At 55.5% G+C, this 22,920-nt stretch carries 23 protein-coding genes; 10 read left to right on the top strand and 13 right to left on the bottom strand.

What is annotated here, in order from left to right; genetic code table 11:
* The 5 genes from GVK32_RS12440 to sanA all read left to right on the top strand — a co-directional run.
* On the top strand, positions 1–466 hold a 466-nt coding region (locus GVK32_RS12440; RefSeq protein ID WP_255430491.1), incomplete at its 5' end, for a LysR substrate-binding domain-containing protein.
* Positions 467–591: 125 nt separating this feature from the next.
* On the top strand, positions 592–996 hold the full coding sequence (locus GVK32_RS12435) for a CidA/LrgA family protein (RefSeq protein WP_041146472.1): 405 nt from the start codon (positions 592–594) through the stop codon (positions 994–996).
* Positions 986–1,681 carry a CidB/LrgB family autolysis modulator gene (locus tag GVK32_RS12430; RefSeq protein ID WP_041146473.1) on the top strand — a complete coding sequence of 232 codons (696 nt, stop codon included), beginning with the start codon at positions 986–988 and terminating at the stop codon, positions 1,679–1,681. Before GVK32_RS12435 ends, GVK32_RS12430 begins: the two co-directional genes overlap by 11 nt.
* A gap of 128 nt (positions 1,682–1,809) precedes the next feature.
* Positions 1,810–2,694, top strand: a complete 885-nt coding sequence (gene cdd / locus GVK32_RS12425; RefSeq protein ID WP_159866194.1) for a cytidine deaminase — start codon at positions 1,810–1,812, stop codon at positions 2,692–2,694.
* Positions 2,695–2,820: 126 nt separating this feature from the next.
* Positions 2,821–3,531 carry an outer membrane permeability protein SanA gene (gene sanA / locus GVK32_RS12420; protein ID WP_159866191.1) on the top strand — a complete coding sequence of 237 codons (711 nt, stop codon included), beginning with the start codon at positions 2,821–2,823 and terminating at the stop codon, positions 3,529–3,531.
* 28 nt (positions 3,532–3,559) lie between these two features.
* Here the strand turns inward: sanA and GVK32_RS12415 are convergent, their stop codons facing one another.
* From GVK32_RS12415 to folE, 10 genes are all read right to left on the bottom strand, one after another.
* Positions 3,560–4,051: a GGDEF domain-containing protein gene (locus tag GVK32_RS12415; protein ID WP_227697808.1), complete on the bottom strand. Its 492-nt coding sequence runs from the start codon at positions 4,049–4,051 to the stop codon at positions 3,560–3,562.
* Between the two features lie 97 nt (positions 4,052–4,148).
* The gene (locus tag GVK32_RS29520) at positions 4,149–4,352 is read right to left on the bottom strand and encodes a hypothetical protein (RefSeq protein WP_368667458.1); all 204 of its coding nucleotides are present in this window, start codon (positions 4,350–4,352) and stop codon (positions 4,149–4,151) included.
* A gap of 8 nt (positions 4,353–4,360) precedes the next feature.
* A complete protein-coding gene (locus GVK32_RS12410) occupies positions 4,361–4,615 on the bottom strand; it encodes a hypothetical protein (protein WP_159866185.1) in 255 nt (84 codons plus the stop codon).
* A gap of 63 nt (positions 4,616–4,678) precedes the next feature.
* Positions 4,679–4,831: a hypothetical protein gene (locus tag GVK32_RS12405; protein WP_159866182.1), complete on the bottom strand. Its 153-nt coding sequence runs from the start codon at positions 4,829–4,831 to the stop codon at positions 4,679–4,681.
* Between the two features lie 263 nt (positions 4,832–5,094).
* Positions 5,095–6,105: a galactose/methyl galactoside ABC transporter permease MglC gene (gene mglC, locus GVK32_RS12400; protein WP_159866179.1), complete on the bottom strand. Its 1,011-nt coding sequence runs from the start codon at positions 6,103–6,105 to the stop codon at positions 5,095–5,097.
* A 15-nt stretch (positions 6,106–6,120) separates the two neighbouring features.
* Positions 6,121–7,641 carry a galactose/methyl galactoside ABC transporter ATP-binding protein MglA gene (gene mglA / locus GVK32_RS12395; protein ID WP_159866176.1) on the bottom strand — a complete coding sequence of 507 codons (1,521 nt, stop codon included), beginning with the start codon at positions 7,639–7,641 and terminating at the stop codon, positions 6,121–6,123.
* Between the two features lie 248 nt (positions 7,642–7,889).
* Positions 7,890–8,888, bottom strand: coding sequence for a galactose/glucose ABC transporter substrate-binding protein MglB (gene mglB, locus GVK32_RS12390; RefSeq protein WP_159866173.1), 999 nt, complete (start codon positions 8,886–8,888; stop codon positions 7,890–7,892).
* A gap of 294 nt (positions 8,889–9,182) precedes the next feature.
* Entirely contained in the window at positions 9,183–10,205 is a 1,023-nt protein-coding gene (gene galS / locus GVK32_RS12385) for an HTH-type transcriptional regulator GalS (RefSeq protein WP_159866170.1), read from the bottom strand.
* A 155-nt stretch (positions 10,206–10,360) separates the two neighbouring features.
* The gene (gene yeiB, locus GVK32_RS12380) at positions 10,361–11,518 is read right to left on the bottom strand and encodes a DUF418 domain-containing protein YeiB (protein WP_159866167.1); all 1,158 of its coding nucleotides are present in this window, start codon (positions 11,516–11,518) and stop codon (positions 10,361–10,363) included.
* A gap of 16 nt (positions 11,519–11,534) precedes the next feature.
* Entirely contained in the window at positions 11,535–12,203 is a 669-nt protein-coding gene (gene folE / locus GVK32_RS12375; protein ID WP_041146481.1) for a GTP cyclohydrolase I FolE, read from the bottom strand.
* A 445-nt stretch (positions 12,204–12,648) separates the two neighbouring features.
* Between folE and fghA the strand changes: the two genes are divergently transcribed.
* On the top strand, positions 12,649–13,485 hold the full coding sequence (gene fghA, locus GVK32_RS12370) for an S-formylglutathione hydrolase (protein WP_159866164.1): 837 nt from the start codon (positions 12,649–12,651) through the stop codon (positions 13,483–13,485).
* Between the two features lie 238 nt (positions 13,486–13,723).
* A complete protein-coding gene (locus GVK32_RS12365) occupies positions 13,724–15,709 on the top strand; it encodes a ligand-gated channel protein (RefSeq protein ID WP_159866161.1) in 1,986 nt (661 codons plus the stop codon).
* A 70-nt stretch (positions 15,710–15,779) separates the two neighbouring features.
* Here the strand turns inward: GVK32_RS12365 and GVK32_RS12360 are convergent, their stop codons facing one another.
* Together GVK32_RS12360 and yieE are read right to left on the bottom strand one after the other, a co-directional pair.
* Positions 15,780–17,249, bottom strand: a complete 1,470-nt coding sequence (locus GVK32_RS12360; protein ID WP_076945741.1) for an amino acid permease — start codon at positions 17,247–17,249, stop codon at positions 15,780–15,782.
* A gap of 189 nt (positions 17,250–17,438) precedes the next feature.
* Complete coding sequence (gene yieE, locus GVK32_RS12355) at positions 17,439–18,305, bottom strand: DNA-binding transcriptional regulator YeiE (protein ID WP_076945742.1); 867 nt, start codon at positions 18,303–18,305, stop codon at positions 17,439–17,441.
* Positions 18,306–18,484: 179 nt separating this feature from the next.
* Between yieE and GVK32_RS12350 the strand changes: the two genes are divergently transcribed.
* The 3 genes from GVK32_RS12350 (at position 18,485) to GVK32_RS12340 (ending at position 21,581) form a co-directional block, all read left to right on the top strand.
* Positions 18,485–19,534 carry a YeiH family protein gene (locus tag GVK32_RS12350; protein ID WP_159866100.1) on the top strand — a complete coding sequence of 350 codons (1,050 nt, stop codon included), beginning with the start codon at positions 18,485–18,487 and terminating at the stop codon, positions 19,532–19,534.
* A 96-nt stretch (positions 19,535–19,630) separates the two neighbouring features.
* Complete coding sequence (gene nfo, locus GVK32_RS12345; RefSeq protein ID WP_159866097.1) at positions 19,631–20,488, top strand: deoxyribonuclease IV; 858 nt, start codon at positions 19,631–19,633, stop codon at positions 20,486–20,488.
* A 1-nt stretch (position 20,489) separates the two neighbouring features.
* On the top strand, positions 20,490–21,581 hold the full coding sequence (locus GVK32_RS12340; RefSeq protein ID WP_159866094.1) for a sugar kinase: 1,092 nt from the start codon (positions 20,490–20,492) through the stop codon (positions 21,579–21,581).
* 31 nt (positions 21,582–21,612) lie between these two features.
* On the opposite strand, the gene GVK32_RS12335 is transcribed toward GVK32_RS12340, so the two are convergent.
* Positions 21,613–22,863 carry a NupC/NupG family nucleoside CNT transporter gene (locus tag GVK32_RS12335; protein ID WP_159866091.1) on the bottom strand — a complete coding sequence of 417 codons (1,251 nt, stop codon included), beginning with the start codon at positions 22,861–22,863 and terminating at the stop codon, positions 21,613–21,615.
* Positions 22,864–22,920: the final 57 nt, after the last annotated feature.

The raw sequence follows: 22,920 nt of genomic DNA, 5'->3' as shown, positions 1-22,920 counted from the left end.
CGTCGTGGTGGGCCGGGTGGGCGGACGGGCGCTGGAGCTGCCGCTTAACTACCGGGTGCTGTATACCGAGCCGGTGTGCTTCGTCGCCCGCCCCGATCATCCGCTGGCGCAGATGCCGAGCCTCGGCTGGGCCGACCTCGCCCACTGGCGCTGGATAGTCTGGCCAACCGGCACGCCGATCCGCCTGAGCATTGACAACGCCCTGGTGGATAACGGCGTTATGCTGCCGGAAAATACCATCGAGTCGGCGTCGATGAACGTCACCAGCAACCTGCTGCAAAGCAGCGATATGATCTCTATTCTTTCTTTACGTCTGGCGCAGCGCTTTGCCGAACAGCAGCAGCTGGCGATTCTTAATTTGCCGCGCATCGAACAAAAAGGTAGCGTCGGGGTATTCTGGCGAAAAAGTGAAACGCCATCTCTTGCCCTCAGCCGGTTTCTTGATTATTTATCGCAGGCATCGTAGCCGTGGCACTGCCCGCGTGGGGTTCCATTTCTCTATCCCCGCTATGCGTATTATTCATGATGTGATCGGTAGCACATTTTTGGGTTTAATTGTATGATGAATGCGGTTCATCAAGGGTTATTACCATGAGTCAATCACTGATTATTATCTGGCAGTATCTGCGAGCTTTTGTGCTGATTTACGCCTGCCTGTATGCCGGGATTTTTATCGCCTCCCTGCTGCCCATTACCATCCCCGGCAGCATTATCGGGATGCTGATTTTGTTCGTCCTGCTGGCGCTGCAGATTATGCCGCCGAAGTGGGTTAATCCCGGCTGTAACGTGCTGATTCGCTATATGGCGCTGCTGTTCGTGCCCATCGGCGTGGGCGTAATGCAGTACTGGGATTTGCTCCGCGCTCAGCTCGGCCCGGTCGCCGTCTCCTGTACCATCAGCACGCTGGTCGTTTTTCTGGTTGTCAGCTGGAGCTCTCACCTGGTGCACGGCGAACGCAAAGTGGTCGGCCAAAAAGGAAGCAAAAATGATGCATGAAATCTGGTGGTCACTGCCGCTGACGCTGATCGTCTTTTTCCTCGCCCGCAGGCTGGCAGCGCGCTTTAAATTTCCGCTGCTCAACCCGCTGCTGGTGGCGATGGTGGTCATCATCCCTTTTCTGCTGCTGACCGGCATCTCCTACGATCGCTATTTTCAGGGCAGTAAGATCCTCAACGATCTGCTGCAGCCTGCGGTGGTGGCGCTGGCCTTTCCTTTATACGAGCAGCTCCACCAGATTCGCGCCCGCTGGAAATCGATTATTACCATCTGCTTTATTGGCAGCGTGGTGGCGATGGTCACCGGGACCACCGTGGCGCTGTTAATGGGCGCGACGCCGCAAATCGCCGCGTCGATCATGCCGAAATCGGTCACCACGCCGATTGCGATGGCGGTCAGCGGCAGCATTGGCGGTATTCCGGCAATCAGCGCGGTATGCGTTATCTTCGTCGGCATCCTCGGTGCGGTTTTCGGCCATACGCTGCTCAACCTGATGCGCATCCGCACCAAGGCCTCACGCGGCCTGTCGATGGGTACCGCCTCGCACGCGCTGGGCACCGCGCGCTGTGCGGAGCTGGATTACCAGGAGGGGGCCTTCAGCTCGCTGGCGCTGGTGCTGTGCGGGATTATTACCTCCCTGATTGCGCCGTTTTTGTTCCCGGTCATTTTAGCCGTGGTGGGATAATATGTGATTTAAGTCACATTTATTAATGCAACGTAATATAGTTGCACAAACAATGAGATATTAATCACATATACAGGCCATCACCGCCCGTACACTAGATTTCCATTACATTGTTATGAGGCAACGCCATGCACCCACGTTTTCAAGCTGCTCTCCCTCAACTGACGGCAGACCTGCAGACGGCAATCGCCCCGATGCTGACCGACCCGCATTTCCCGGCCATGCTCGATGCAGACCAGGTCGCCGCGCTGCAAAGCGCGACCGGCCTCGACGAAGACGCGCTGGCCTTTGCCCTCCTGCCGCTGGCCGCCGCCTGTGCGCGCGCCGACCTCTCGCATTTTAACGTTGGCGCTATCGCGCGCGGCGTCAGCGGGCGCTGGTATTTCGGCGGCAATATGGAATTCCTCGGCGCGACCATGCAACAAACCGTCCATGCGGAGCAGAGCGCCATCAGCCATGCGTGGCTGCGCGGCGAAAAATCCCTGCTGGCAATCACCGTTAACTACACGCCCTGCGGCCACTGTCGCCAGTTTATGAACGAGCTCAACAGTAGCCAGGTGCTGCGCATCCACCTGCCGGGCCGCGAGGCGCATTCGCTGCAGCACTATCTGCCGGACGCGTTTGGTCCGAAGGATCTGGAGATCAAAACGCTGCTGATGGACGAACAGGATCACGGCTTCCCGCTAAGCGGCGACGCGCTGGCGCAGGCGGCGATCCGGGCAGCAAATCGCTGCCACATGCCCTACAGCCAGTCGCCGTCAGGCGTCGCGCTGGAGCTGAAGGACGGCACGCTCTTCTCAGGCAGCTATGCCGAAAACGCCGCCTTTAACCCGACGCTGCCGCCGCTGCAGGGCGCCCTCAACCTGCTCAGCCTGAACGGCTATGATTATGCCGATATCCAGCGGGCCATTCTCGCCGAAAAAGCCGATGCAGCGCTGATCCAGTGGGATGCCACCGCCGCCACGCTGAAAGCCCTCGGCTGTCACAGTATTGACCGCGTGCTGCTCGGTTAAATTACCCATAATACGGGCCTCGGGCCCGTTTTGTTGAAAATCCCCGCAATCAAACGATGGTTTCTTGCTCTTGCCCGGCGGGTAAAGTAGCCTGAACACTCCATTGTCTACCGTTGAGCCTGGTTAATGTTAAAGCGTGTGTTATACAGCCTGTTAGTCCTGTTCGGCCTGCTGCTGTTGACCGTGCTGGGTCTTGACCGTTGGATGAGCTGGAAAACCGCGCCCTATATCTACGATGAACTGCAGGATCTGCCTTACCGCCAGGTTGGGGTGGTGCTCGGCACCGCCAAGTACTACCGTACCGGGGTCATCAATCAATACTACCGCTACCGTATTCAGGGTGCGCTCAACGCCTACAACAGCGGTAAGGTGAACTACCTGCTGCTCAGCGGTGATAACGCGCTGCAGAGCTATAATGAGCCGATGACAATGCGCCGGGACCTGATTAAAGCAGGCGTCGATCCAGCGGATATCGTGCTGGACTATGCCGGCTTCCGCACCCTCGACTCTATCGTGCGGACCCGCAAGGTGTTCGACACCAACGATTTTATTATCATCACCCAGCGCTTCCACTGCGAGCGCGCGCTGTTTATCGCCCTGCATATGGGCATTCAGGCGCAGTGCTATGCGGTTCCGTCGCCAAAAGATATGTGGAACGTGCGGCTGCGCGAGTTCGGCGCGCGCTTTGGCGCCCTCGCGGACCTCTACGTGTTCAAACGCGAGCCGCGTTTTCTGGGCCCGCTGATCCCTATTCCGGCACAGCAGGAAGTTCCGCAGGGGGCGCAGTCCTACCCGGCGGTGACGCCTGAGCAGCTGCTGGAGCTGCAGAATAAATAGCGCGCGGCCCGACGGGCGTCGCGCGGCGCTAAATCCGCCGTTTAATCGCTAAATTCAACCACCCGACCACCCGGTTACGGCCGCCGTTTTTGGCGTCATACAGCGCCTTATCGGCCTCATCGACCATTTTTTGATAATCAGGATGGCCGCGATAGTGGCTGACCCCGAACGAGGCGCTGAACGCGACCTTTTGCCCGTCCGCGGTCACGTAAGGCGAGCTGGCAATTTTGTGGCGGATAGCGTCGACAAAACTCAGCGTCTGGTGGCGGGTAAACTCCAGATAAACAATCATGAACTCCTCGCCGCCGTAGCGGAACACGTAGTCACTGGCGCGCGTGCTCTCCGTCAGGATCGCCGCGATATGGCGTAAGACCTCATCCCCGGTCGAGTGGCCCCAGGTATCGTTGATCTTCTTGAAGTGGTCGACGTCCAGCATCGCCACCGCCAGATTTTTGCGACTCTCCATCGCCAGCTTCACCTCGTGCTTGAGAACCGTTGACATGAAGCGCCGGTTTAGCAGGTTGGTCAGCCGTCTTTACCGCTTTCCAGGCGATTGGCCTCTTCAAACAGCGAGGTGAACAGGTTATTGATGATCATGGTCTTTGAGCGAATATCGCTCAGCAGGGACTGAATAGAGTCCAGCTCGTTTCCGCCGGTATCCGCACCTTTTTTAACATGTCGTCAATGGCTTCAATCAGCAGATTAATTTGTTCTATTTCCGGCTGCCTGCCGAGGTGCTGACTGCATTTGTGGCGGAACCACAGGCCAAACTCTGAATCGCTTAACAGATAGGAGTGAATATTAGCGGTACGCGAGACCAGCGCATAGATCAGCGCATTTTCCCAGTTAAACAGCGCGGCGTGCTGCTTGCCTTTTCCAGCTCAAGGTTGGCAATAAGATTGTGCAGGCGGTAGGACTCTTCGTTCTTCGCTTCGTTTAGCTGATATTTTTCATAAGCGTAGGTCATCAGCTCGCTGGCAATTTGTATCGATACCGAAACGTACTGCTGCATCAGAATACTTAATTTACTGTCGAGCGCTAATGACTGAATATAGTTAAGCATCGACTGAGTGATGATGCGCATGCCTTTGAGCACCAGGCTCGCCGGAACGCCAACCCGGGAATGGATATTACCGATATGATATTGCTACCCGGTAAACTCCAGCATCCCTTCGCCTTTCAGGGTCAGAGCATGAATAATCCATTTACGCATCGAATGCCGCAGCTTAGCGGAGACCGGTTCGGAAATCAGCAGCGAAAACTCAACCCATTCTTTTACAATTTGCTCACTATATTTCATCAATCACTCAATGACTTACTCATGTGCTTAAAATCATCCTGAATAAACTATCCATTAATTATGCAAAAATAATTATCTTTACCAGAAAGGCAAATTCTGCACTATCTTCCTCCAGATATCGTGGAAAGAGAATTGCTGCACGGGGGCTTATTTGTCTATTTTGGGACTTTAATCCTTAAACCCTGAAGCGGTTTAGCAATAAACCCCCTGGCGCGCAGACAAAAAAAGCCCGCGCACTGCGCGGGCCTGATAAACATCGAACGTTATTTTTTGCGCGCGTATTTCAGCGAATCCAGCGCAACGGCGAAGATAATAATGGCGCCCTTGATAATATACTGCCAGTACGGGTTCACGCCGATATAGGTCAGCCCGTAGTTAATCACCGTAAAGATGATAACGCCGGTAACCACGCCGAACACGGTACCCACGCCGCCGCTGAAGGAGACGCCGCCGACGACGCAGGCCGCAATCGCATCCAGCTCGTACATAAAGCCGAGGTTGTTGGTAGCGGATCCGATTCGTCCGGCCTCCAGCAGCCCGCCGAAGGCGTAAAACACGCCGGACAGGGCATAAATCATCAGCAGGTTGAGGCCCACGTTAACCCCGGAAACCTTCGCCGCTTCCGGGTTGCCGCCGATAGCAAAGATGTTTTTGCCGAAGCGGGTTTTGTTCCACAGGATCCAGACGAAGAAGACGGCAATCAGCGCGTAGAAAGTAATATACGACAGGCGGAACGTCCCCAGCGCAATAAACCCTTGAGCGAAGTGCGAGAAGTGGCTGTCGAATCCGGAAACCGGCGAGGCGCCAACAAAATCGTAGTACAGGGAGTTGATCCCATAAACGATGATCATAGTGCCCAGGGTGGTGATAAACGGCGTCACGTTAAGGTAGGCGATGATAATGCCGTTAATCAGGCCAATCACCGCACCAATCGCGCACACCAGCAGGATCACCAGCGGAATTGGCATGGTTGCCATATCCGGGAAGACCTTGTTGGCGTTATCCACCGCCTGCAGCATCGTTGCGGCGATAACCGCCGCCAGGCCAACCTGACGTCCGGCTGACAGGTCGGTGCCCTGAGTGACGATGAGCCCCGCAACGCCCAGCGCGATAATAATACGCACCGAGGACTGAGTCAGAATGTTACTTAAGTTGAGTAAACTTAAGAAGGTGGAATCCTGGAAAATAATAATGGCCAGCAGGACCAAAAGAACAACGTAAATCCCACCATCCTTCAGGTAGGTGAGAAAACTCTTTTTATTTAATGCGCTCATCGCAAGCCCCTGATCTTAAAGATGCAACGACGCAAGACGTAAAATTTCGTTTTGCGTAGTGGTTTTTGTCTCAACAATTCCGGCAACGAGACCGTTGCTCATTACCAGAATACGGTCAGTAATACCCAGCAGCTCCGGCATCTCGGAGGAAATAATAATGATCCCTTTCTCTCTTTTGGCCAGCTCGGCAATCAGCTGATAGATTTCAAACTTAGCCCCGACGTCAATCCCGCGCGTCGGTTCATCAAGCATCAAAATCTCCGGCTGGGTTAACAGCCAGCGGCCGATAATAACCTTCTGCTGGTTACCGCCGGACAGCGAACCAATTTGCGTATGCTGTCCTGGGGTCTTCACGCGCATGGAGTCAATAACCCATTGGGTATCGCTTTTCATGCGTGAGTTATCCAGCAATCCGATCCTATTCTTATATTTCTTAATATTGGAGATCAGGGAGTTAAAGCCGATATCCAGATAAGCGTAAATCCCGGTAGAGCGGCGCTCTTCGGTAACCAGCGCAAAGCCGTGGTTAATGGCTTCGTTGGCGCTATGGTTATTAATTTTCTTACCGTGGAGTTTGATCGTCCCGCCGGCCTTTTCGCGAATGCCGAACAGGGTCTCAACGATATCGGTGCGCTTGGCCCCCACCAGCCCGGCCACGCCGAGGATTTCGCCCTTGTGCAGGTCGAAGGAGACGTCGCGGATCGACGGCTGACGCAGAGACGTCAGGTTGCGCACCTCAAGAATCACCTCGCCCGGCGTATTTTCACGGTTCGGGAAACGCTGGTTCAGAGAGCGGCCGACCATCATGGCGATGATCTTATCCATGTCCAGTCCTTCCAGCGGCTGGGTGGCAATCCACTGACCGTCGCGCAGGATGGTTATCTCATCGCACAGCTGGAAAATCTCTTCCATTTTGTGGGAGATATAGACAATGCCGCAGCCGCGTTCTTTCAGCTTACGGATGATCTTAAACAGATGGTTGACCTCTTTTTCGGTCAGCGACGACGTCGGCTCATCCATAATGACGATTTTGGCGTCATAGGAAAATGCCTTCGCAATTTCGATCATCTGCATTTGCGATACCGATAGCGTCCCCACGCGCGCGCGCGGGTCAATATCAATATCCAGTTCATCAAATATCGCTTTGGTATCGCGATACATTTTTTCCTGATCGACAAACATGCCCTTGGTGGGATAACGCCCCAGCCACATGTTGTCCATTACCGAACGCTGTAATACTAAGTTTAATTCCTGGTGAACCATTGAGATGCCGTTTTCCAGGGCTTCTTTAGCCGAATGGAAGTCGATCTCTTTTCCCTGAAAAAGAATGCTGCCGGAATCTTTTTGATAGATCCCAAAAAGGCATTTTAATAATGTCGATTTTCCCGCTCCGTTCTCGCCCATTAAGGCATGAATAGAGTGAGGACGGACCTTCAGATTGACATTATCGAGTGCCTTGACGCCAGGAAATGATTTGTTGATGTTGCTCATTTCCAACAAAAATTCGCCCGACCGTTCGCTATTATTACTGACCATAGTTATACCTGGCTGCGTTCATGCACACCCTCAGCTGACGAATTAGCGCCAAAATAAGGGTCTGGTTCTGTATCAGGAATAATCGGGCGTAGCGGCTGGCGATCCTTCAGGCTGCCATTTTACCGGCGACGTTGATCTCAACGTTTCCCGAGTGATTTTATTTATAGCTGATACGCCCGTACATCTACTCGATGAATATCGAGCTGCGAAATGGTATTCACCCGCAGCTCGAAACCGAGTATTAAATATTATTTGCCGATAAACTGGCTCAGATTGTCTTTATCTACGCCAACGTAAGGAACGCGAACGATTTTATTTTCAATCTTCCAGCTGGTGCCTGCAGCAGGTTCTTTACCGGCTGCCAGGTTTCTCGCCAGATCGAAGGTTGCTTTTGCCTGGTTATTGGCATCGTTCAGCACGGTACCGGCCATCGCACCGGATTTAACCAGCGCCAGCGCTTCTGGTAAGGCGTCGACGCCGAAGACCGGAATGCTGCTCTTGTTATGCGCTTTCAGCGCTTCTACCGCACCCATTGCCATCGCATCATTGTTGGCGATAACCACTTCAATTTTGTTCGCGTTAGGGCCGGAGAGCCAGGCGTCCATCTTATCTTTCGCCTGAGCGGTATCCCACATCGCGGTGTCCATCTGCAGCTGCTGGGTTTTCAGACCTTTGTCATTGAGCTCTTTAATGACGTAGGTGGTACGCGCTTCAGCATCCGGATGGCCCGGCTCGCCTTTCAGCAGCACATACTGAATCTGACCGTCTTTGTTCAGATCCCAGCCGGCGTTGGCTTTCCAGTGTTTAGCAATCAGGTCGCCCTGGATAATACCGGACTCTTTAGAGTCGGTACCGACGTAAAACGCCTTATCATAGCTGTCCAGCGCTTTACGGGAAGGCTCTTTGTTAAAGAACACTATCGGGACGTTCTGTCCGCGCGCTTTATCGATAACGGTGCCTGCAGCAGCCGGATCCACCAGGTTAATGGCCAGCGCCTTGACGCCTTTTGCCAGCAGGACGTCAATCTGGTCGTTCTGTTTGGACTGGTCGTTTTGCGAGTCGTTCATCAGCAGCTGAACGTCCGGCGCCGATTTGCCGTCTTTCTCAATGGCCTTACGCACCACCGACATAAAGTTGTCGTCATATTTATAAATGGTTACGCCGATGCGGGTATCAGCTGCGTGTGCCGCGGCGCCAAATAACATACTCGCCATAACTGCAGACAGGGTTAACACCTTCTTATTCATGGAATCTCCGGTTTTTTTTATGCAGGGTCATTGGTGTGAAAACGGCTGGCGGGAAGTTGTTACATTAACGTTACCGCACAACAAGGTTCACGACTGTAAATTCTGTCTTCCGTGTAGGGTAACGCTCCAAAGGTACGGCTTTACTCGCAGTTTAGCGCCTTGTTCCCGTTGTAAAAGTGATTAATCACCGTGACAAAATGGTCAGGACTGGTAAACGCGGCCATCATAATCAGTTGAATGTTAATATACTGTGAATTTACTCACAGATTGAAAGCGGTTACATCCCTGCCCTTTTCAGTTAGTGATCGGCCCCACAATTTGCCGCTGGGTCACCGAATGGCGACGTACCAGAGTCGGCATAAAGCAGTGGCGAGCGTCATGGTCGAGTTTCCCTGCAGCCCCCAGCAGCGCCAGCTCGGTGGCCAGTTTTGCCATCGACATAATAGGATAGCGCACCGTCGTCAGCTGTGGGTCGGTGTAACGAGAAATAGGGATATCATCAAAGCCAATCAGCGACAGATGCTGCGGCACGACAATGCCGTTATCTTTCAGCGTGGTCAGCGCACCGGCCGCCATGCTGTCGTTGTAGGCGAAAACGGCGGTGAGGCCTAAATTACGCCCCAGTAGCTCGACCATTGCCGCCTCGCCGCCCTGCATATCCGGCGAGCCGGAGCCTACCCAGCTGTCGGGGGCAATAATGCTTTGTTCCTGTAACGCCTTGAACCACCCCTCCCGACGCAGAGAGTCATCCTCAATGCCGTGATTTGAGGAGAGATAGCCGATCCGCTGGTGGCCGTGGTTGAGCAGCATCCGCGTCGCCATCAGCGCCCCGCTGACGTTATCCAGACCGACGCAGCGGTGCGCATAGCCGGGCACAATGCGGTTGATCAGCACCATCCCCGGAATATGCTGCATGAAATCGCCGAGCTCCTCGTCGCTCAGCGCCTTGGAGTGCACGATCAGCGCCGAACAGCGCTGGCGGATCAGCACTTCGATGGCGTTACGCTCTTTTTCCGCCTCGTGGTAGCTATTGCCGATCAGCACGTATTTCTGATGCTGCTGGGCCACGGTATCCACCGCCTTCACCAGCGCGCCGAAAAAGGCATCCGATACGTCCATCACCACCACGCCGATGGTATCGCTGACCTGCGTCGCCAGCGCCTGCGCGTTGGCGTTGGGCCGGTAGCCCAGCTGCGTTACCGCTTTCATTACGCTTTCGCGCGTATCCGGGCTCACCAGCGCGCTATTATTCAGCACGCGCGAGACCGTCGCGACGGAAACCCCCGCCTGACGGGCGACATCACGAATGGTAATCATGCTCACCGACCTGTAGAGAATTGCAATACGTCACACCCACCTCCTGTGTTCAGCAAGGTGGCTATTCTGGCAGCGACGCGCGGCGCGCTACGTGAGTGAGGTCACACGCCTGAAAACGCTTACATTCATTTTGTTAACGATTGTGATCGAGATCGTTATCTGGATGTGTTCTTTAATGATGTCCCTGAGGCCCGCAGGGTGAGCTGACGCCACAGCCATTCAACCGGGCCCTGGCGGAAATGACGCAGCCAGAAGAGTGAGAATATGAGGTTTACCGCCCAAACCGGAACGACGAAGGCCAGCAGCTGCAGGCGGTCGAACTTCATAAACAGGCCAAGGTGGTAAAAGAGCGTGGTGCAGATGAGGGTTTGTAGCAGGTAGTTGGTCAGCGCCATGCGCCCGACGCAGGCAATGGCAGTCACCAGCCGCAGCTTACACAGCCAGGGCCAGAAGCCCCACGCCAGGGAGGCGTAGCCAATGGTTTGCAGCGGCGCGCCGAGCTCGCGCGGCGCCTGCAGCAGGAACGCGCACCAGCGGGGATCCCAGTCGAGATACCACTGGGCGAAAATCGCCGGGATATTCACCGCCATTCCGGCGATGACCAGCAGGACGCCGGTGCGCCGGTAGTGGCTGAGGCTAAACTGCCCTTTTAACCAGCCGCTGCGCATCAGGGCGGCGCCCATCAGCATCATTCCCGACAGCTGCCAGCCGTACTGCGCGCCGAGCGCCAGCAGGCTATCCGACAGCATATCCGCACGGTTGCTTATCGCTTCGAAGCCGCCGTTCAACTTCCAGTACTGCTCATACTGTAAATTTGCCGCATCGGGCACCCAGGAGCGATTCGGTGCATTGCCGGAAATGACGCCAAGCAGCACCAGCACCGCCACGCCGATGACGTACAGCATCACGCCGGTATTAAACAGGGATTTGAGGTGATGCGCGTCGCGAATCATTCTCCAGGCCACCAGCCCCACCAGCGCATAGGCCAGCAGGATATCGCCATCCCAGAAAAAGAGTCCGTGGATAAACCCCAGCAGCGCCAGCAGCGTCAGACGCGACTGGATCCAGCGCTTGCCGCGAGGCAGCAGCATCTGAAGCCCGGCGCCAAACAGCAGAGCAAAGAGGGTCAAGAATTTCACCTGCGCCAGCAGGTCGAGAATCGCCCAGGTCCAGGTGTCGCTAACGGAGAGGCTCCCGGACCACGCCGGGTTGAGATAGGCCGCCTTCGGCAGGCCGAAGGCGTTAATATTCAGCAGCAGAATACCCAGGATCGCGACGCCACGAACGAAGTCCAGCGTGACGTTTCTTTCCATGTACCCTGCTCCGATTTTAGCTGTGGTGACGTACGGCGCGCAGGAACTCCTGGCGGGTATTCTGGCTGGATTTAAACAGGCCGCCCAACGAGGTGGTGGTGGTGGCGCTGGTTGCATCGCGAATACCGCGCGCCTTCACGCAGTAATGCACTGCATCAATCGATACCGCCACGTTGCTGGTGCCGAGCAGGGTCTGCAGCGCGGTTAAAATCTGCTGCGTCAGGCGCTCCTGCACCTGCGGGCGCTGGGAGAAGAACTGCACGATGCGGTTGATTTTCGACAGGCCAATGACCGAATCTTTCGGAATATAGGCAACCGTCGCTTTACCATCAATCGTCACGAAGTGGTGTTCGCAGGTGCTGGTCAGGGTGATATCGCGCACGGTAACCATTTCATCAACCTGCATCTTGTTCTCGATGACGGTGATTTTGGGGAACCTGGCGTAGTCCAGTCCGGAAAAGATCTCATCGACATACATTTTAGCGATGCGATGCGGGGTTTCCATCAGACTGTCATCACTAAGATCAAGATTCAGCAGCTGCATAATCTCAGTCATGTGTCCGGCAATCAAACGCTTGCGAGTTTCATTATCTATTTCTTGTACTGGCGGACGCAACGGCGTCTCCAGCCCACGAGCGACCAGCGCTTCATGAACGAGTATGGCTTCTTTGCTCAGTGATGACATTTATGTTCTCCTGCAGGTGTGGCGCTCTTTGCTCTTCTGAGGGCAAAGTTTGCATGCATTGTGCGTGAGGTAGCGCACATAATCTAGTAGCCGAAACGATAATTATTGAAATTTGCGTTATCTATTGATAGTGCGCTTCCGGTCTCACCTCTTCCACGTCGCGCCTGTCAATCGTTTAACGCCCGCCAGTTGCCACTTCCCGAATAAAAGAACAACTTCGCGTCATTCTCAATAGCACAGCCGCCGGAGCATGTTGGCTAAAAGTTGCATTAATGATGCAATATGTTCCCGAAAGGAGAAAGTGAAAGTTGCTCACCAGTGTATGAAATATCTGTATGATGAAAAATTACGTCCACATACGCAGAATCGCCCAGCGGCCGCTACCGCTTATACGCGTAAAGTAGGGTCTGCAGATTCGCGTATTCCCTTTTCAGAGGAGCCCGGCATGGAATTGCTTGAAGAGCATCGCTGTTATGAAGGTCGGCAGCAACGCTGGCGGCATGACTCCACCACGCTGAACTGTTCAATGACGTTCAGCATCTTCTTACCCCCGCAGCGCGATACCGCACCGCCGCCGGTTGTATACTGGCTTTCCGGCCTGACCTGCAACGATGAGAACTTTACCACCAAAGCCGGCGCTCAGCGCATCGCGGCCGAGCTAGGCCTGGTCCTGGTGATGCCGGATACCAGCCCGCGCGGCGATAGCGTCGCCGACGATAGCGCCTACGATCTGGGCAAAGGCGCGGGGTTTTATCTCAACGCCACCGAAGCGCCGTGGTCCGCGCATTTTCGCATGTACGATTATCTTCGCGACGAGCTGCCGCAGCTGATTGGCGCGCAGTTTAACGTCAGCGATCGCTGCGCAATCAGCGGCCACTCAATGGGGGGTCACGGTGCGCTTATTATAGCACTGAAGAACCCTGGCCGTTTCGCCAGCGTGTCGGCCTTTGCACCGATCGTCAACCCTACCCAGGTGCCGTGGGGGCAAAAAGCGTTTAGCGCCTATTTGGGCGCCGACGAAGCCAGCTGGCAGGCGTGGGACAGCTGCGCATTGATGCAGGCCAGCCAGGCCAGCGACGCGATCCCCACGCTTATCGATCAGGGCGACAGCGACTCGTTCCTCGCCCAGCAGCTGCAGCCGGCGGTGCTGGCCGAGGTTGCGCGTCAAAAGGCGTGGCCGCTGACCCTGAGAATTCAACCCGGCTACGATCACAGCTACTACTTTATTGCTTCCTTTATCGAAGACCATCTGCGTTTTCACGCTCAATATCTCCGCAAATGATACAGGAGGGCTGATGCCCTCCACCTTTACATACTCCTATCTCTCTGATTTTAGGCTAATTTAATTCGCAATTAAGTAAATACAAATGATTTCAATTATCATTAATGTTTACAAAATAACATTTTTTTGTACAATCCCTCCTTCTTCTCTCCATCATTCAGAGTTCTTACAAGACAAATAAATACGGTTCTCAGGGTTATCCCGATGGAGATTTATTCATTTGAAATGGAATGTAAAAATGACTATACCTCGCGTTAAGGTACTGGCCGCCACCATATGCGCAGCCACCATCTCACCGCTTGTTCACGCAGCTGATTCAGACACCATGGTGGTGACGGCCACCGGTTTTGAACAAAAAATCCAGAATGCGCCGGCCTCAATCTCCGTTATCTCTAAACAGCAGATTGAAGATAAGGCCTACCGTGACGTCACTGATGCGCTAAAAGACGTCCCCGGCGTGGTGGTCACAGGTGGCGGAAGCAGTAGCGATATCAGCATCCGCGGCATGTCATCCCAGTACACCCTTTTCCTCGTGAACGGTAAGCGCGTCAGCACCCGCAGCACCCGCCCAAACAGCGATAACTCGGGAATCGAACAGGGCTGGCTACCGCCTCTGGAGTCCATTGAACGGATCGAAGTTATCCGCGGACCAATGTCCTCACTCTATGGCTCCGATGCCATGGGCGGGGTGATTAACATCATTACCAAAAAAATCTCTAACACTAAGGCCTGGACCGGCTCGCTGCACGGCGACGGTACTTTCCAGGAAAACAGCGATTCTGGCGATCTGTTCCAGACCAACGTCTACGCTTCCGGCCCGCTGGTTGACGGATTACTGGGGGCGAAAGTCACCGGCCTGCTCTCCCGCCGCGCGGAAGATAAAATCGAAAACGGCTTCAACGAGCAAAAAATGCGCAACGGCGGCGTCACGCTGAACTTCACCCCTGACGACAAAAACGACTTCGATCTCGACTACGCGCGTGAACTGCAGGACCGCAACAGCACGCCGGGGATGTCGATGGCGGAGGAGAGCTGCCGCGGCAATGTTTGTACACCAAACAGCAAAAGCGACTCCCGCTACGAACACACCACCTACTCGCTGACCCATAGCGGCTACTATGAGCACTTCAACACCACCAGCTATGCCCAGCAGGAAGAGACCAACAACCCCGGGCGCAAAATGAAGTCGTACAACACGACGCTCAATAACCAGAATCAGGTCTTCCTTGGCGATCACACCCTGACGCTGGGCGGCCAGTATCGCTATGAGAAGCTCAGCGATAAAGGCAACCAGCTGGAAGCGGCGGATGGACTCAGTAAGCTGACTCGCTGGAGCTGGGCGCTGTTTGCGGAAGATGAATGGGCGATGACCGAGAGCTTTACGCTCACCGGCGGCCTGCGCATGGATAAAGATGAAAACTACGGCACCAACTGGACGCCGCGCGGCTATGGCGTATGGCACCTTGCCGAACAGTGGACGCTGAAAGGCGGCGTTTCCGCTGGCTACCGCGCGCCGGATCTCCGTCAGTCCTCCGCCAACTGGGGCCAGGTCACCGGCGGCGGCCGTCTTGACGGTATTATCGTCGGTAACCCGGACCTCAAGCCGGAAAAAAGCCTGAGCGAAGAGATTGCTTTACTGTGGGATAACAACGACAACCTCAACGCCGGCCTGACGCTATTCAACACCGACTTTAAAAACAAAATCACCGAAGTCCGTCGCTGTGACAGCAAGGCTGACCCGGCCTGCACCATCGGCAATACCAGCTATGATTTCGTCAGCGATCGCGTCAACGTCGACAAGGCTAATATGCGCGGCGTGGAATCGACCTTCGGCTGGAAGGTAACTCGCGATCTAAACTGGACGGCGAACTATACCTATACCCAGTCAGAGCAGAAAAGCGGCCAGTTCTCCGGTAAGCCTTTAAATAAAATGCCGAAAAACATGTTCAACACCACCCTCGACTGGCAGGCTACACCGGATGTCGGTTTCTGGAGTCGTTTAAACTTCCGCGGCAAAACCTCAGAGTATCTGAGCCGTACCTCGATGTCTAAAGGCACGCCGTCCTATACGCAGGTCGATCTGGGCTTACGCTACAACGCCAACAAAAACCTGCTGGTTTCCGCCGGGGTGTATAACGTTCTCGATAAGCAGATTGATTATGATACCTACGATACGGTACTCGACGGCCGCCGCTATACCGTGGGCCTGACCTATAGCTTCTGATGCTCTAACGATCTGAAGACGAAAAAAAACCCCGGGGATCCGGGGTTTTTTTATGGGGCAATCAATAGCGCTACTGCTTAAAACGCTGCGGGAACTTCATTTCGCTATAGCGGACAAAGCGGGTACCTTTGGCAAGCTTATAGCCAAACCAGATAACCAGGAACAGCGGAATACCGATATAGGTTGCCGCCACGCCGCCCCAGTCAATGGTGTCTTTCAGGAACGCTTCGTAGTTCTGGCCGAGAGTGATAATCAGGCACAGGACAAAGGCGAAGATCGGCCCAAGCGGGAAGAACCCGGAACGATACGGCAGATCGTTGATATCGTTGCCCTGCAGCACGTAGCCGCGGCGGAAACGATAGTGGCTGATAGCGATCCCTAGCCAGGCGATAAAGCCGGTCATCCCCGAGGTATTCAGCAGCCACAGGTAAACGGTCTGGTTGCCAAACATTGAGCTCAGGAAGCACAGCGCTGCCACGACCGTGGTGGCATACAGCGCGTTACGCGGCACGCCGCCGCGCGAAAGCTTAGCGAAGATGCGCGGCGCTTTACCATCGCAGGCCAGGGTGTAGAGCATACGCGTGGAGGCGTACATTCCGGAGTTGCCCGCCGACAGCACCGCCGTCAGGATCACCGCATTCATGATCGCCGCCGCAGACAGCAGACCCGCATGCTGGAACACCAGGGTAAACGGACTGACGGAAATATCCTTCACGTCGTTACGCAGCAGGCTCGGATCGGTATAAGGAATAATCAGGCTAATGATTAAAATCGCGAACACGTAGAACAGCAGAATACGCCAGAACACCTGGCGCACGGCGCGCGGAATGTTCTTCTCCGGGTTTTCTGATTCACCCGCAGCGATGCCGATAAGCTCGGTGCCCTGGAACGAGAAGCCGACGATCATCGCCACGCCAATCATCGCCGCAAAGCCGCCGGCAAACGGCGCATCGTCGATACCCCAGTTGCTCCAGCCCGCCGGCTGTGCGCCTTCAAAGATGCCGACGATCATCATCACGCCAACAATAATAAAGATAATGACGGTGGCGACCTTGATCAGCGAAAACCAGTACTCTGCTTCACCGAAGCCTTTGACCGAGATCCAGTTCAGCAGGAACATAATCCCGAGGAACAGCGCGCTCCAGATCCAGCCCGGGGCGTCAGGGAACCAGTAGGTCATGACCAGCTGCGAGGCAACGAGGTCAACGGCGATGGTCACCGCCCAGTTATACCAGTAGTTCCAGCCCAGCGCGAAGCCGAAGCCCTCTTCAACATAGTTCTGACCGTAGGTGGCAAAGGAGCCGGACACCGGCATGTACGCCGCCAGCTCGCCAAGGCTGGTCATCAGGAAATAGACCATCAGACCGATCAGAATATAAGAAAGCAGCGCGCCGCCGGGGCCTGCCTGGGAAATAGTTGCACCGGATGCAACGAAAAGACCTGTACCGATGGAACCGCCAATAGCGATCATGGTCAAGTGACGCGCCTTCAGTTCACGGCGTAGGCCGGGCGCTTCTGTGGTTTTAGTATCCGAAACCATGTGAAAATGCTATCCATCAAAAAAACGAGGCGAGATTGTAGCAGACGATCGGCGATCCATCCGGTACAAATACAAAGTTATAAGAGAGGTTCATGATCGAACATGGATTATTAGTAAAGCACTAAATCGCGGAATTGCCAGCAATAATCACCCGCCTCTCTTCAGGCTAGCGCGCTGGATCCACCATTTTCACACCTCGCAGTAGCGCAGAAAGCGCTGTAATGCTTTGGAAATATGCTTCTGGCGATGATGGATCCGCCACAGGGTGCGGGTTAACGGCGGCAGCGGCACGCTCAGCTCAACCAGCGATCCCACCTCCAGCTGTTCGGCGATAACCCGCCGCGAAAGGCAGCTGATCCCGAGGCCATGACGTACCGCATGTTTGATAGCCTCAGAGTTGCCAAGCTCCATCCCGAGATGAAACGCCGGCAGATGCGATAGCAGTAAATAGTCGACGATTTCCCGGGTGCCCGAGCCGTGCTCGCGCAGGATCCACGGCGCCTCCGCCAGCCGCTGCAGCGTCACTTCGCCCTCCAGCAGCGGCGATCCGGGAGCGGCAAACACCACCAGCTCGTCCGCCAGCCAGGGTTCGGCGATGATATCCGCCGCATGGCACGGCCCCTCAATCAGCCCGATATCCACCCGCAGATCGGCCACGGCGTTAATCACGTCCTGGCTATTGCCGACGCTCAGCTCCAGCGGCAGGTCGGGAAAATCGCGGCGGTAGCGGGCAATGATTTCCGGCAATATATAGTTGCCGATAGTGCTGCTGGCATAAACGCGGATCGCGCCGTTGTCGCCGCGAAACAGCTGCTCGATTTCAACGGCACGTTCCAGCAGCGCCAGCGCGCGCGGATAGAGCAGCCTGCCGTGCTCGTTGACCACCAGCCGCTTGCCGACGCGATCGAAAAGCTGCACGCCCAGCTGCCCTTCCAGATCGGTCAGCGCCGCGCTGACCGCCGACTGCGAAAGCGCCAGCATTTGCGACGCCTGGGTGGTTGAACCGCTCTTGAGAACTTCAGCAAAAACTTCCAGCTGCCGTAGCGTGATATGCATAACCCTTCCTTGCTCGTCTATCCGACATCACTCTTCGCCGTCCCGATTATCGACGCGTAGCGCCGTACCGAGCCGCGAAGAGGCTTGTTTACCACTTATTACGATTGATTATAAATATATAATCAATTTTATATTTAAACCAGCGCGTCGTAATCTTTACGCAGACAAAGGAGAAGGTTATGACAGCACTCACTTTACCGACAAAACATCGCACACTGTGGCATTTTGTCCCAGGACTGGCGCTTACCGCCGTGGTGACCGGCGCAGCGCTCTGGGCAGGCAGCTTCCCCGCTATCGCCGGCGCCGGCTTCAGCGCCCTGACGCTGGCCATCCTGTTCGGTATGGTCGTCGGCAATACGCTCTATCCCAAAATATGGCAACCCTGCGACGGCGGCGTGATCTTTGCCAAACAGCATCTGCTGCGTCTCGGTATTATTTTATACGGCTTTCGCCTGACGTTCGCGCAGATTGCCGACGTTGGCGTGAGCGGCATTGCCATTGACGTTCTGACGCTGACCAGCACCTTTTTTATCGCCTGCATCCTCGGGCAGAAAATCTTCGGCCTGGATAAGCACACCAGCTGGCTGATTGGCGCCGGCAGCAGCATCTGCGGCGCGGCGGCGATTCTGGCAACGGAACCGGTGGTGAAGGCCGAGGCCAGCAAGGTGACCGTCGCCGTAGCCACAGTGGTGATTTTCGGCACCCTGGCTATCTTCCTCTATCCGGCGATGTATCCGCTGCTGGCGCACTGGTTTACGCCGGAAACCTACGGCATCTATATGGGCTCGACCATGCATGAGGTGGCACAGGTGGTTGCGGCAGGCCATGCGGTGAGCCCGGACGCTGAGAACGCGGCGGTGATTGCCAAAATGCTGCGCGTCATGATGCTGGCACCGTTCCTGCTGTTCCTCGCCGCCCGCGTTAAGCAACTGGCCCCGGCCGTCAGCGGTGAGAAAAGCAAAATCACCATCCCGTGGTTTGCCATTATGTTCATCCTGGTGGCGGTATTTAACTCCTTCCACCTGCTGCCAAAAGCGGCGGTCGACGTGCTGGTGACGCTCGATACCGTGCTGCTGGCGATGGCGATGGCCGCGCTGGGGTTGACCACTCACGTTAGCGCGCTGAAAAAAGCCGGCGCCAAACCGCTGCTGATGGCATTAGTGCTGTTCGTCTGGCTGATTGTCGGCGGCGGCGCGATTAACCTGGCCATTCATAGCCTGATGGCCTGAAGCCCCTCGCTACCCAGGTTGTATTAAGGATGATGTAACTCTCCGGCTAAGCCGCTATCATTACCCTCCCCCCAGCGGCTTAACTGGAGTTTTTTTATGAAATATATTGGAGCGCACGTCAGCGCCTCCGGCGGTGTAGCCAACGCCGCCATTCGCGCAGCCGAAATCGGCGCGACCGCATTTGCCCTCTTTACCAAAAACCAGCGCCAATGGCGCGCCGCCCCTCTGAGCGACGAAACCATTGCTGAATTTAAAGCCGCCTGCGAAAAGTACCATTTCGGCCCGGGGCAAATTCTGCCGCACGACAGCTATCTGATAAACCTCGGTCATCCGGTTGAGGACGCGCTGGAAAAATCCCGCGATGCCTTTATTGATGAACTCTCCCGCTGCCAGCAGCTCGGCCTGACGCTGCTGAACTTCCACCCGGGTAGCCATCTGCAGCAAATCCCGGAAGACGAATGTCTGGCGCGTATCGCCGAATCGATCAATATCGCGCTGGCAAAAACCGAAGGCGTCACGGCGGTCATTGAAAACACCGCCGGCCAGGGCAGTAACCTGGGCTTTAAGTTTGAGCATCTGGCGGCCATCATCGACGGCGTGGAAGATAAATCACGCGTCGGCGTGTGCATTGATACCTGTCACGCCTTCGCCGCCGGCTACGACCTGCGCAGCGCCGAAGAGTGCGAAAAAACCTTCGCTGATTTCGACCGAATTGTGGGTTTCCAGTATCTTCGCGGTATGCACCTGAACGATGCGAAAAGCGCGTTCGGCAGCCGCGTTGACCGTCACCACAGCCTGGGTGAAGGCAATATTGGCCATGATGCTTTCCGCTGGATTATGCAGGACCACCGCTTTGACGGTATCCCGCTCATTCTGGAAACGATCAATCCTGATATCTGGGCGGAAGAGATCGCCTGGCTGCGGGCGCAGCAAACGGAAGGGGCCACGGTCTGATATGAACGACAGGGAAAAGCAGATCCTCAAAATTTTGCGGCGCAATCCGCTGATTCAGCAGCATGAGATTGCCGATATTCTGCAGATTAGCCGCTCCCGCGTGGCCGCGCACATTATGGACCTCACGCGTAAGGGGGCCATCAAAGGCAAAGGCTACATCCTTACCGAGCAGGAGTATTGCGTCTCGCTGGGCGCGGTGAATATGGATATCCGCGGAATTGCCGATATTCATTATCCTCAACCGGTCTCCAACCCGGGGAATATCCAGTGCTCCGCCGGCGGCGTGGCGCGGAACATCGCGCATAATCTGGCGCTGCTGGGCCGCGATGTGCATTTGATTTCCGCCGTCGGCAGCGACTTTTACGGCGAAACGCTGCTGGAGCAAACCCGCCAGGCGGGCGTTAACGTGCAGAGCTGTATCCGCCTGCACGGCCATAATACCGCCACCTATCTCTCCATCGCGAACCCGCAGGAAGAGACGGTGCTGGCGATTAACGATACGCATATTTTACAGTCGCTCACGCCCCAGCAGCTGAATCAGTATCGGGATCTGCTGACGCATGCCGGCGTCGTTCTGGTCGATTGTAACTTGACGGAGCAGTCGCTGGAGTGGGTATTTACCCTGGCTAACGGCATTCCGGTGTTTGTTGATACCGTGTCCGAGTTTAAAGCGCACCGCATTCGCCCATGGCTGGGAAAGATCCACACCCTCAAACCCACGCTGCGCGAACTACAGATCCTCTGGGGACAGGCTATCGAAAACGACGCGGATCGCGATCGGGCGCTAGCATGGCTGCACGAAAGGGGAACTCAGCGGGTGGTGATTTGCTCGGAAGACGACGCTGTTTTCTGTAGCGAAGCAGGGGGTGAACGCTTCCGGATGAGTCTGCCGAACCATACGACGATAGACAGCTTCGGCGCCGACGATGCGCTAATGGCAGGGCTACTTTATAGCTATCTCGACGGTAGCGACTTTAAAGAGAGCGTCGCTTTCGCCATGGCCTGCACCGCCATCACCCGCGCCAGCGACAGTATCAATAACCCCTCGCTGTCCGTTGATAACGCGCTCAATTTACTCCCCGGCGTGGAGTAGCGCGCACCGCAGGCGCGGTGCGCGCAGCGTGTTATGCCAGGCCAATAAAGAACCCGGCAATGGTGGCGCTCATCAGGTTAGAGAGCGTGGCCGCCGCCAGGGCGCGCATCCCAAGCTGGGCAATCTCCGGCGCGCGCTGCGGTGAAATGGCCGAAAACGCCCCGACAACCACGCCGATCGAGCCAAAGTTGGCGAAACCGCACAGCGCGAACGAGATAATCGCAACGGTTTTCACGTCCAGATTTCCGCCGGTTTGCAGATAGGGCGAAAAGTTGAGGTAGGCAACGAATTCGTTTATCGCCAGCTTTTGGCCAATCAGGCTGCCCGCCAGCGTCGCATCGCTCCAGTCAACGCCCATAATCCATGCCAGCGGTGCGAGCAAGAAACCGAAAATCCCCTCCAGCGTGGCGTGACCGTAGCCAAACCAGCCGCCAATGCCGCCGATAATACCGTTCAGCAGAGCAATAATCGCCACAAACGCCATCACTACCGTTGCCACCCCGGCGGCAATTTTCAGGCCGGTCATCGCCCCTGACGCCGCCGCCTCGATAATGCTTTTCGGCGGCGTCTCGGTGAAGGAGAGATTGTCGAAAGTGACCTCGGATGCTTCGGTTGCCGGACTCAGCATACGGGCAAACAGAATCCCGCCGGGGATAGCCATAAGCGAAGCGGCCAGAAGATAATCAATCGGGACCCCCATACCGGCATAGCCGATCATCATCGACCCGGCGATCGACGCCATCCCGCTGCAAATCGCGGTAAAAAGCTCATTGCGGTTGAGCTTGTTGATAAACGGTTTGACGATCGCCGGGATCTCATTTTGCCCAAGAAAAATGGTGGTCACGGCGACAAAAGACTCAATTTTGCTGATATTCAGCGCCTTCTGGAAGATCCCGCCGAGAATCCGGATCAGCAGCCCCATCACGCCGAGGTAGTAAAGCAGGCTTATCAGCGCGGTCACAAAAATGATGGCGGGCAGCACGCGGAAGGCGAAGATAAAACCGGCGCCGTCAAACAGCACGTCCATCTTCGGTCCGACCAGTGAACCAAAAATAAACGCGCTTCCGGCGTCGCTATAGGACATGACTTTATGTACCCCAAGCGCGGCCTGCTCGACCAGCCACTTGCCCGGCGGAAAGTAGAGCATCACCCCGCCAATGACGATTTGCAGCAGCAGCGCCGCCCCTACCGTTCTGACGCTGATGCGCTTTTTATTGACTGACAGCGCAAAGGCAATGGCCAGCAACACCACCATCCCCAGAAGACTTCTCATGATGTCCATAATGATATCCTTACCTGGTGGAAAACCCAGCGCAGGCCAGGCTTTCGGTATCGTTGA

The sequence above is a fragment of the Klebsiella sp. 18074 genome (assembly GCF_902705905.1).
In the GTDB taxonomy this organism is placed as follows: Bacteria; Pseudomonadota; Gammaproteobacteria; order Enterobacterales; family Enterobacteriaceae; genus Klebsiella; species Klebsiella terrigena.
This window is presented reverse-complemented; position numbering and strand designations above follow the sequence as displayed.

Excerpts from the sequence above, each read along its gene's own strand:
- nfo (WP_159866097.1), top strand. The coding sequence starts at position 19,631 with ATGAAATATATTGGAGCGCACGTCAGCGCCTCCGGCGGTGTAGCCAAC.
- yeiB (WP_159866167.1), bottom strand. The coding sequence starts at position 11,518 with ATGGAAAGAAACGTCACGCTGGACTTCGTTCGTGGCGTCGCGATCCTG.
- GVK32_RS12350 (WP_159866100.1), top strand. The coding sequence starts at position 18,485 with ATGACAGCACTCACTTTACCGACAAAACATCGCACACTGTGGCATTTT.
- mglA (WP_159866176.1), bottom strand. The coding sequence starts at position 7,641 with ATGGTCAGTAATAATAGCGAACGGTCGGGCGAATTTTTGTTGGAAATG.
- GVK32_RS12430 (WP_041146473.1), top strand. The coding sequence starts at position 986 with ATGATGCATGAAATCTGGTGGTCACTGCCGCTGACGCTGATCGTCTTT.
- GVK32_RS12365 (WP_159866161.1), top strand. The coding sequence starts at position 13,724 with ATGACTATACCTCGCGTTAAGGTACTGGCCGCCACCATATGCGCAGCC.
- galS (WP_159866170.1), bottom strand. The coding sequence starts at position 10,205 with ATGATTACCATTCGTGATGTCGCCCGTCAGGCGGGGGTTTCCGTCGCG.
- mglB (WP_159866173.1), bottom strand. The coding sequence starts at position 8,888 with ATGAATAAGAAGGTGTTAACCCTGTCTGCAGTTATGGCGAGTATGTTA.
- folE (WP_041146481.1), bottom strand. The coding sequence starts at position 12,203 with ATGTCATCACTGAGCAAAGAAGCCATACTCGTTCATGAAGCGCTGGTC.
- GVK32_RS12435 (WP_041146472.1), top strand. The coding sequence starts at position 592 with ATGAGTCAATCACTGATTATTATCTGGCAGTATCTGCGAGCTTTTGTG.
- sanA (WP_159866191.1), top strand. The coding sequence starts at position 2,821 with ATGTTAAAGCGTGTGTTATACAGCCTGTTAGTCCTGTTCGGCCTGCTG.
- yieE (WP_076945742.1), bottom strand. The coding sequence starts at position 18,305 with ATGCATATCACGCTACGGCAGCTGGAAGTTTTTGCTGAAGTTCTCAAG.
- GVK32_RS12335 (WP_159866091.1), bottom strand. The coding sequence starts at position 22,863 with ATGGACATCATGAGAAGTCTTCTGGGGATGGTGGTGTTGCTGGCCATT.
- cdd (WP_159866194.1), top strand. The coding sequence starts at position 1,810 with ATGCACCCACGTTTTCAAGCTGCTCTCCCTCAACTGACGGCAGACCTG.
- GVK32_RS12410 (WP_159866185.1), bottom strand. The coding sequence starts at position 4,615 with ATGCGCATCATCACTCAGTCGATGCTTAACTATATTCAGTCATTAGCG.
- GVK32_RS12360 (WP_076945741.1), bottom strand. The coding sequence starts at position 17,249 with ATGGTTTCGGATACTAAAACCACAGAAGCGCCCGGCCTACGCCGTGAA.
- mglC (WP_159866179.1), bottom strand. The coding sequence starts at position 6,105 with ATGAGCGCATTAAATAAAAAGAGTTTTCTCACCTACCTGAAGGATGGT.
- fghA (WP_159866164.1), top strand. The coding sequence starts at position 12,649 with ATGGAATTGCTTGAAGAGCATCGCTGTTATGAAGGTCGGCAGCAACGC.
- GVK32_RS12340 (WP_159866094.1), top strand. The coding sequence starts at position 20,490 with ATGAACGACAGGGAAAAGCAGATCCTCAAAATTTTGCGGCGCAATCCG.
- GVK32_RS12405 (WP_159866182.1), bottom strand. The coding sequence starts at position 4,831 with ATGAAATATAGTGAGCAAATTGTAAAAGAATGGGTTGAGTTTTCGCTG.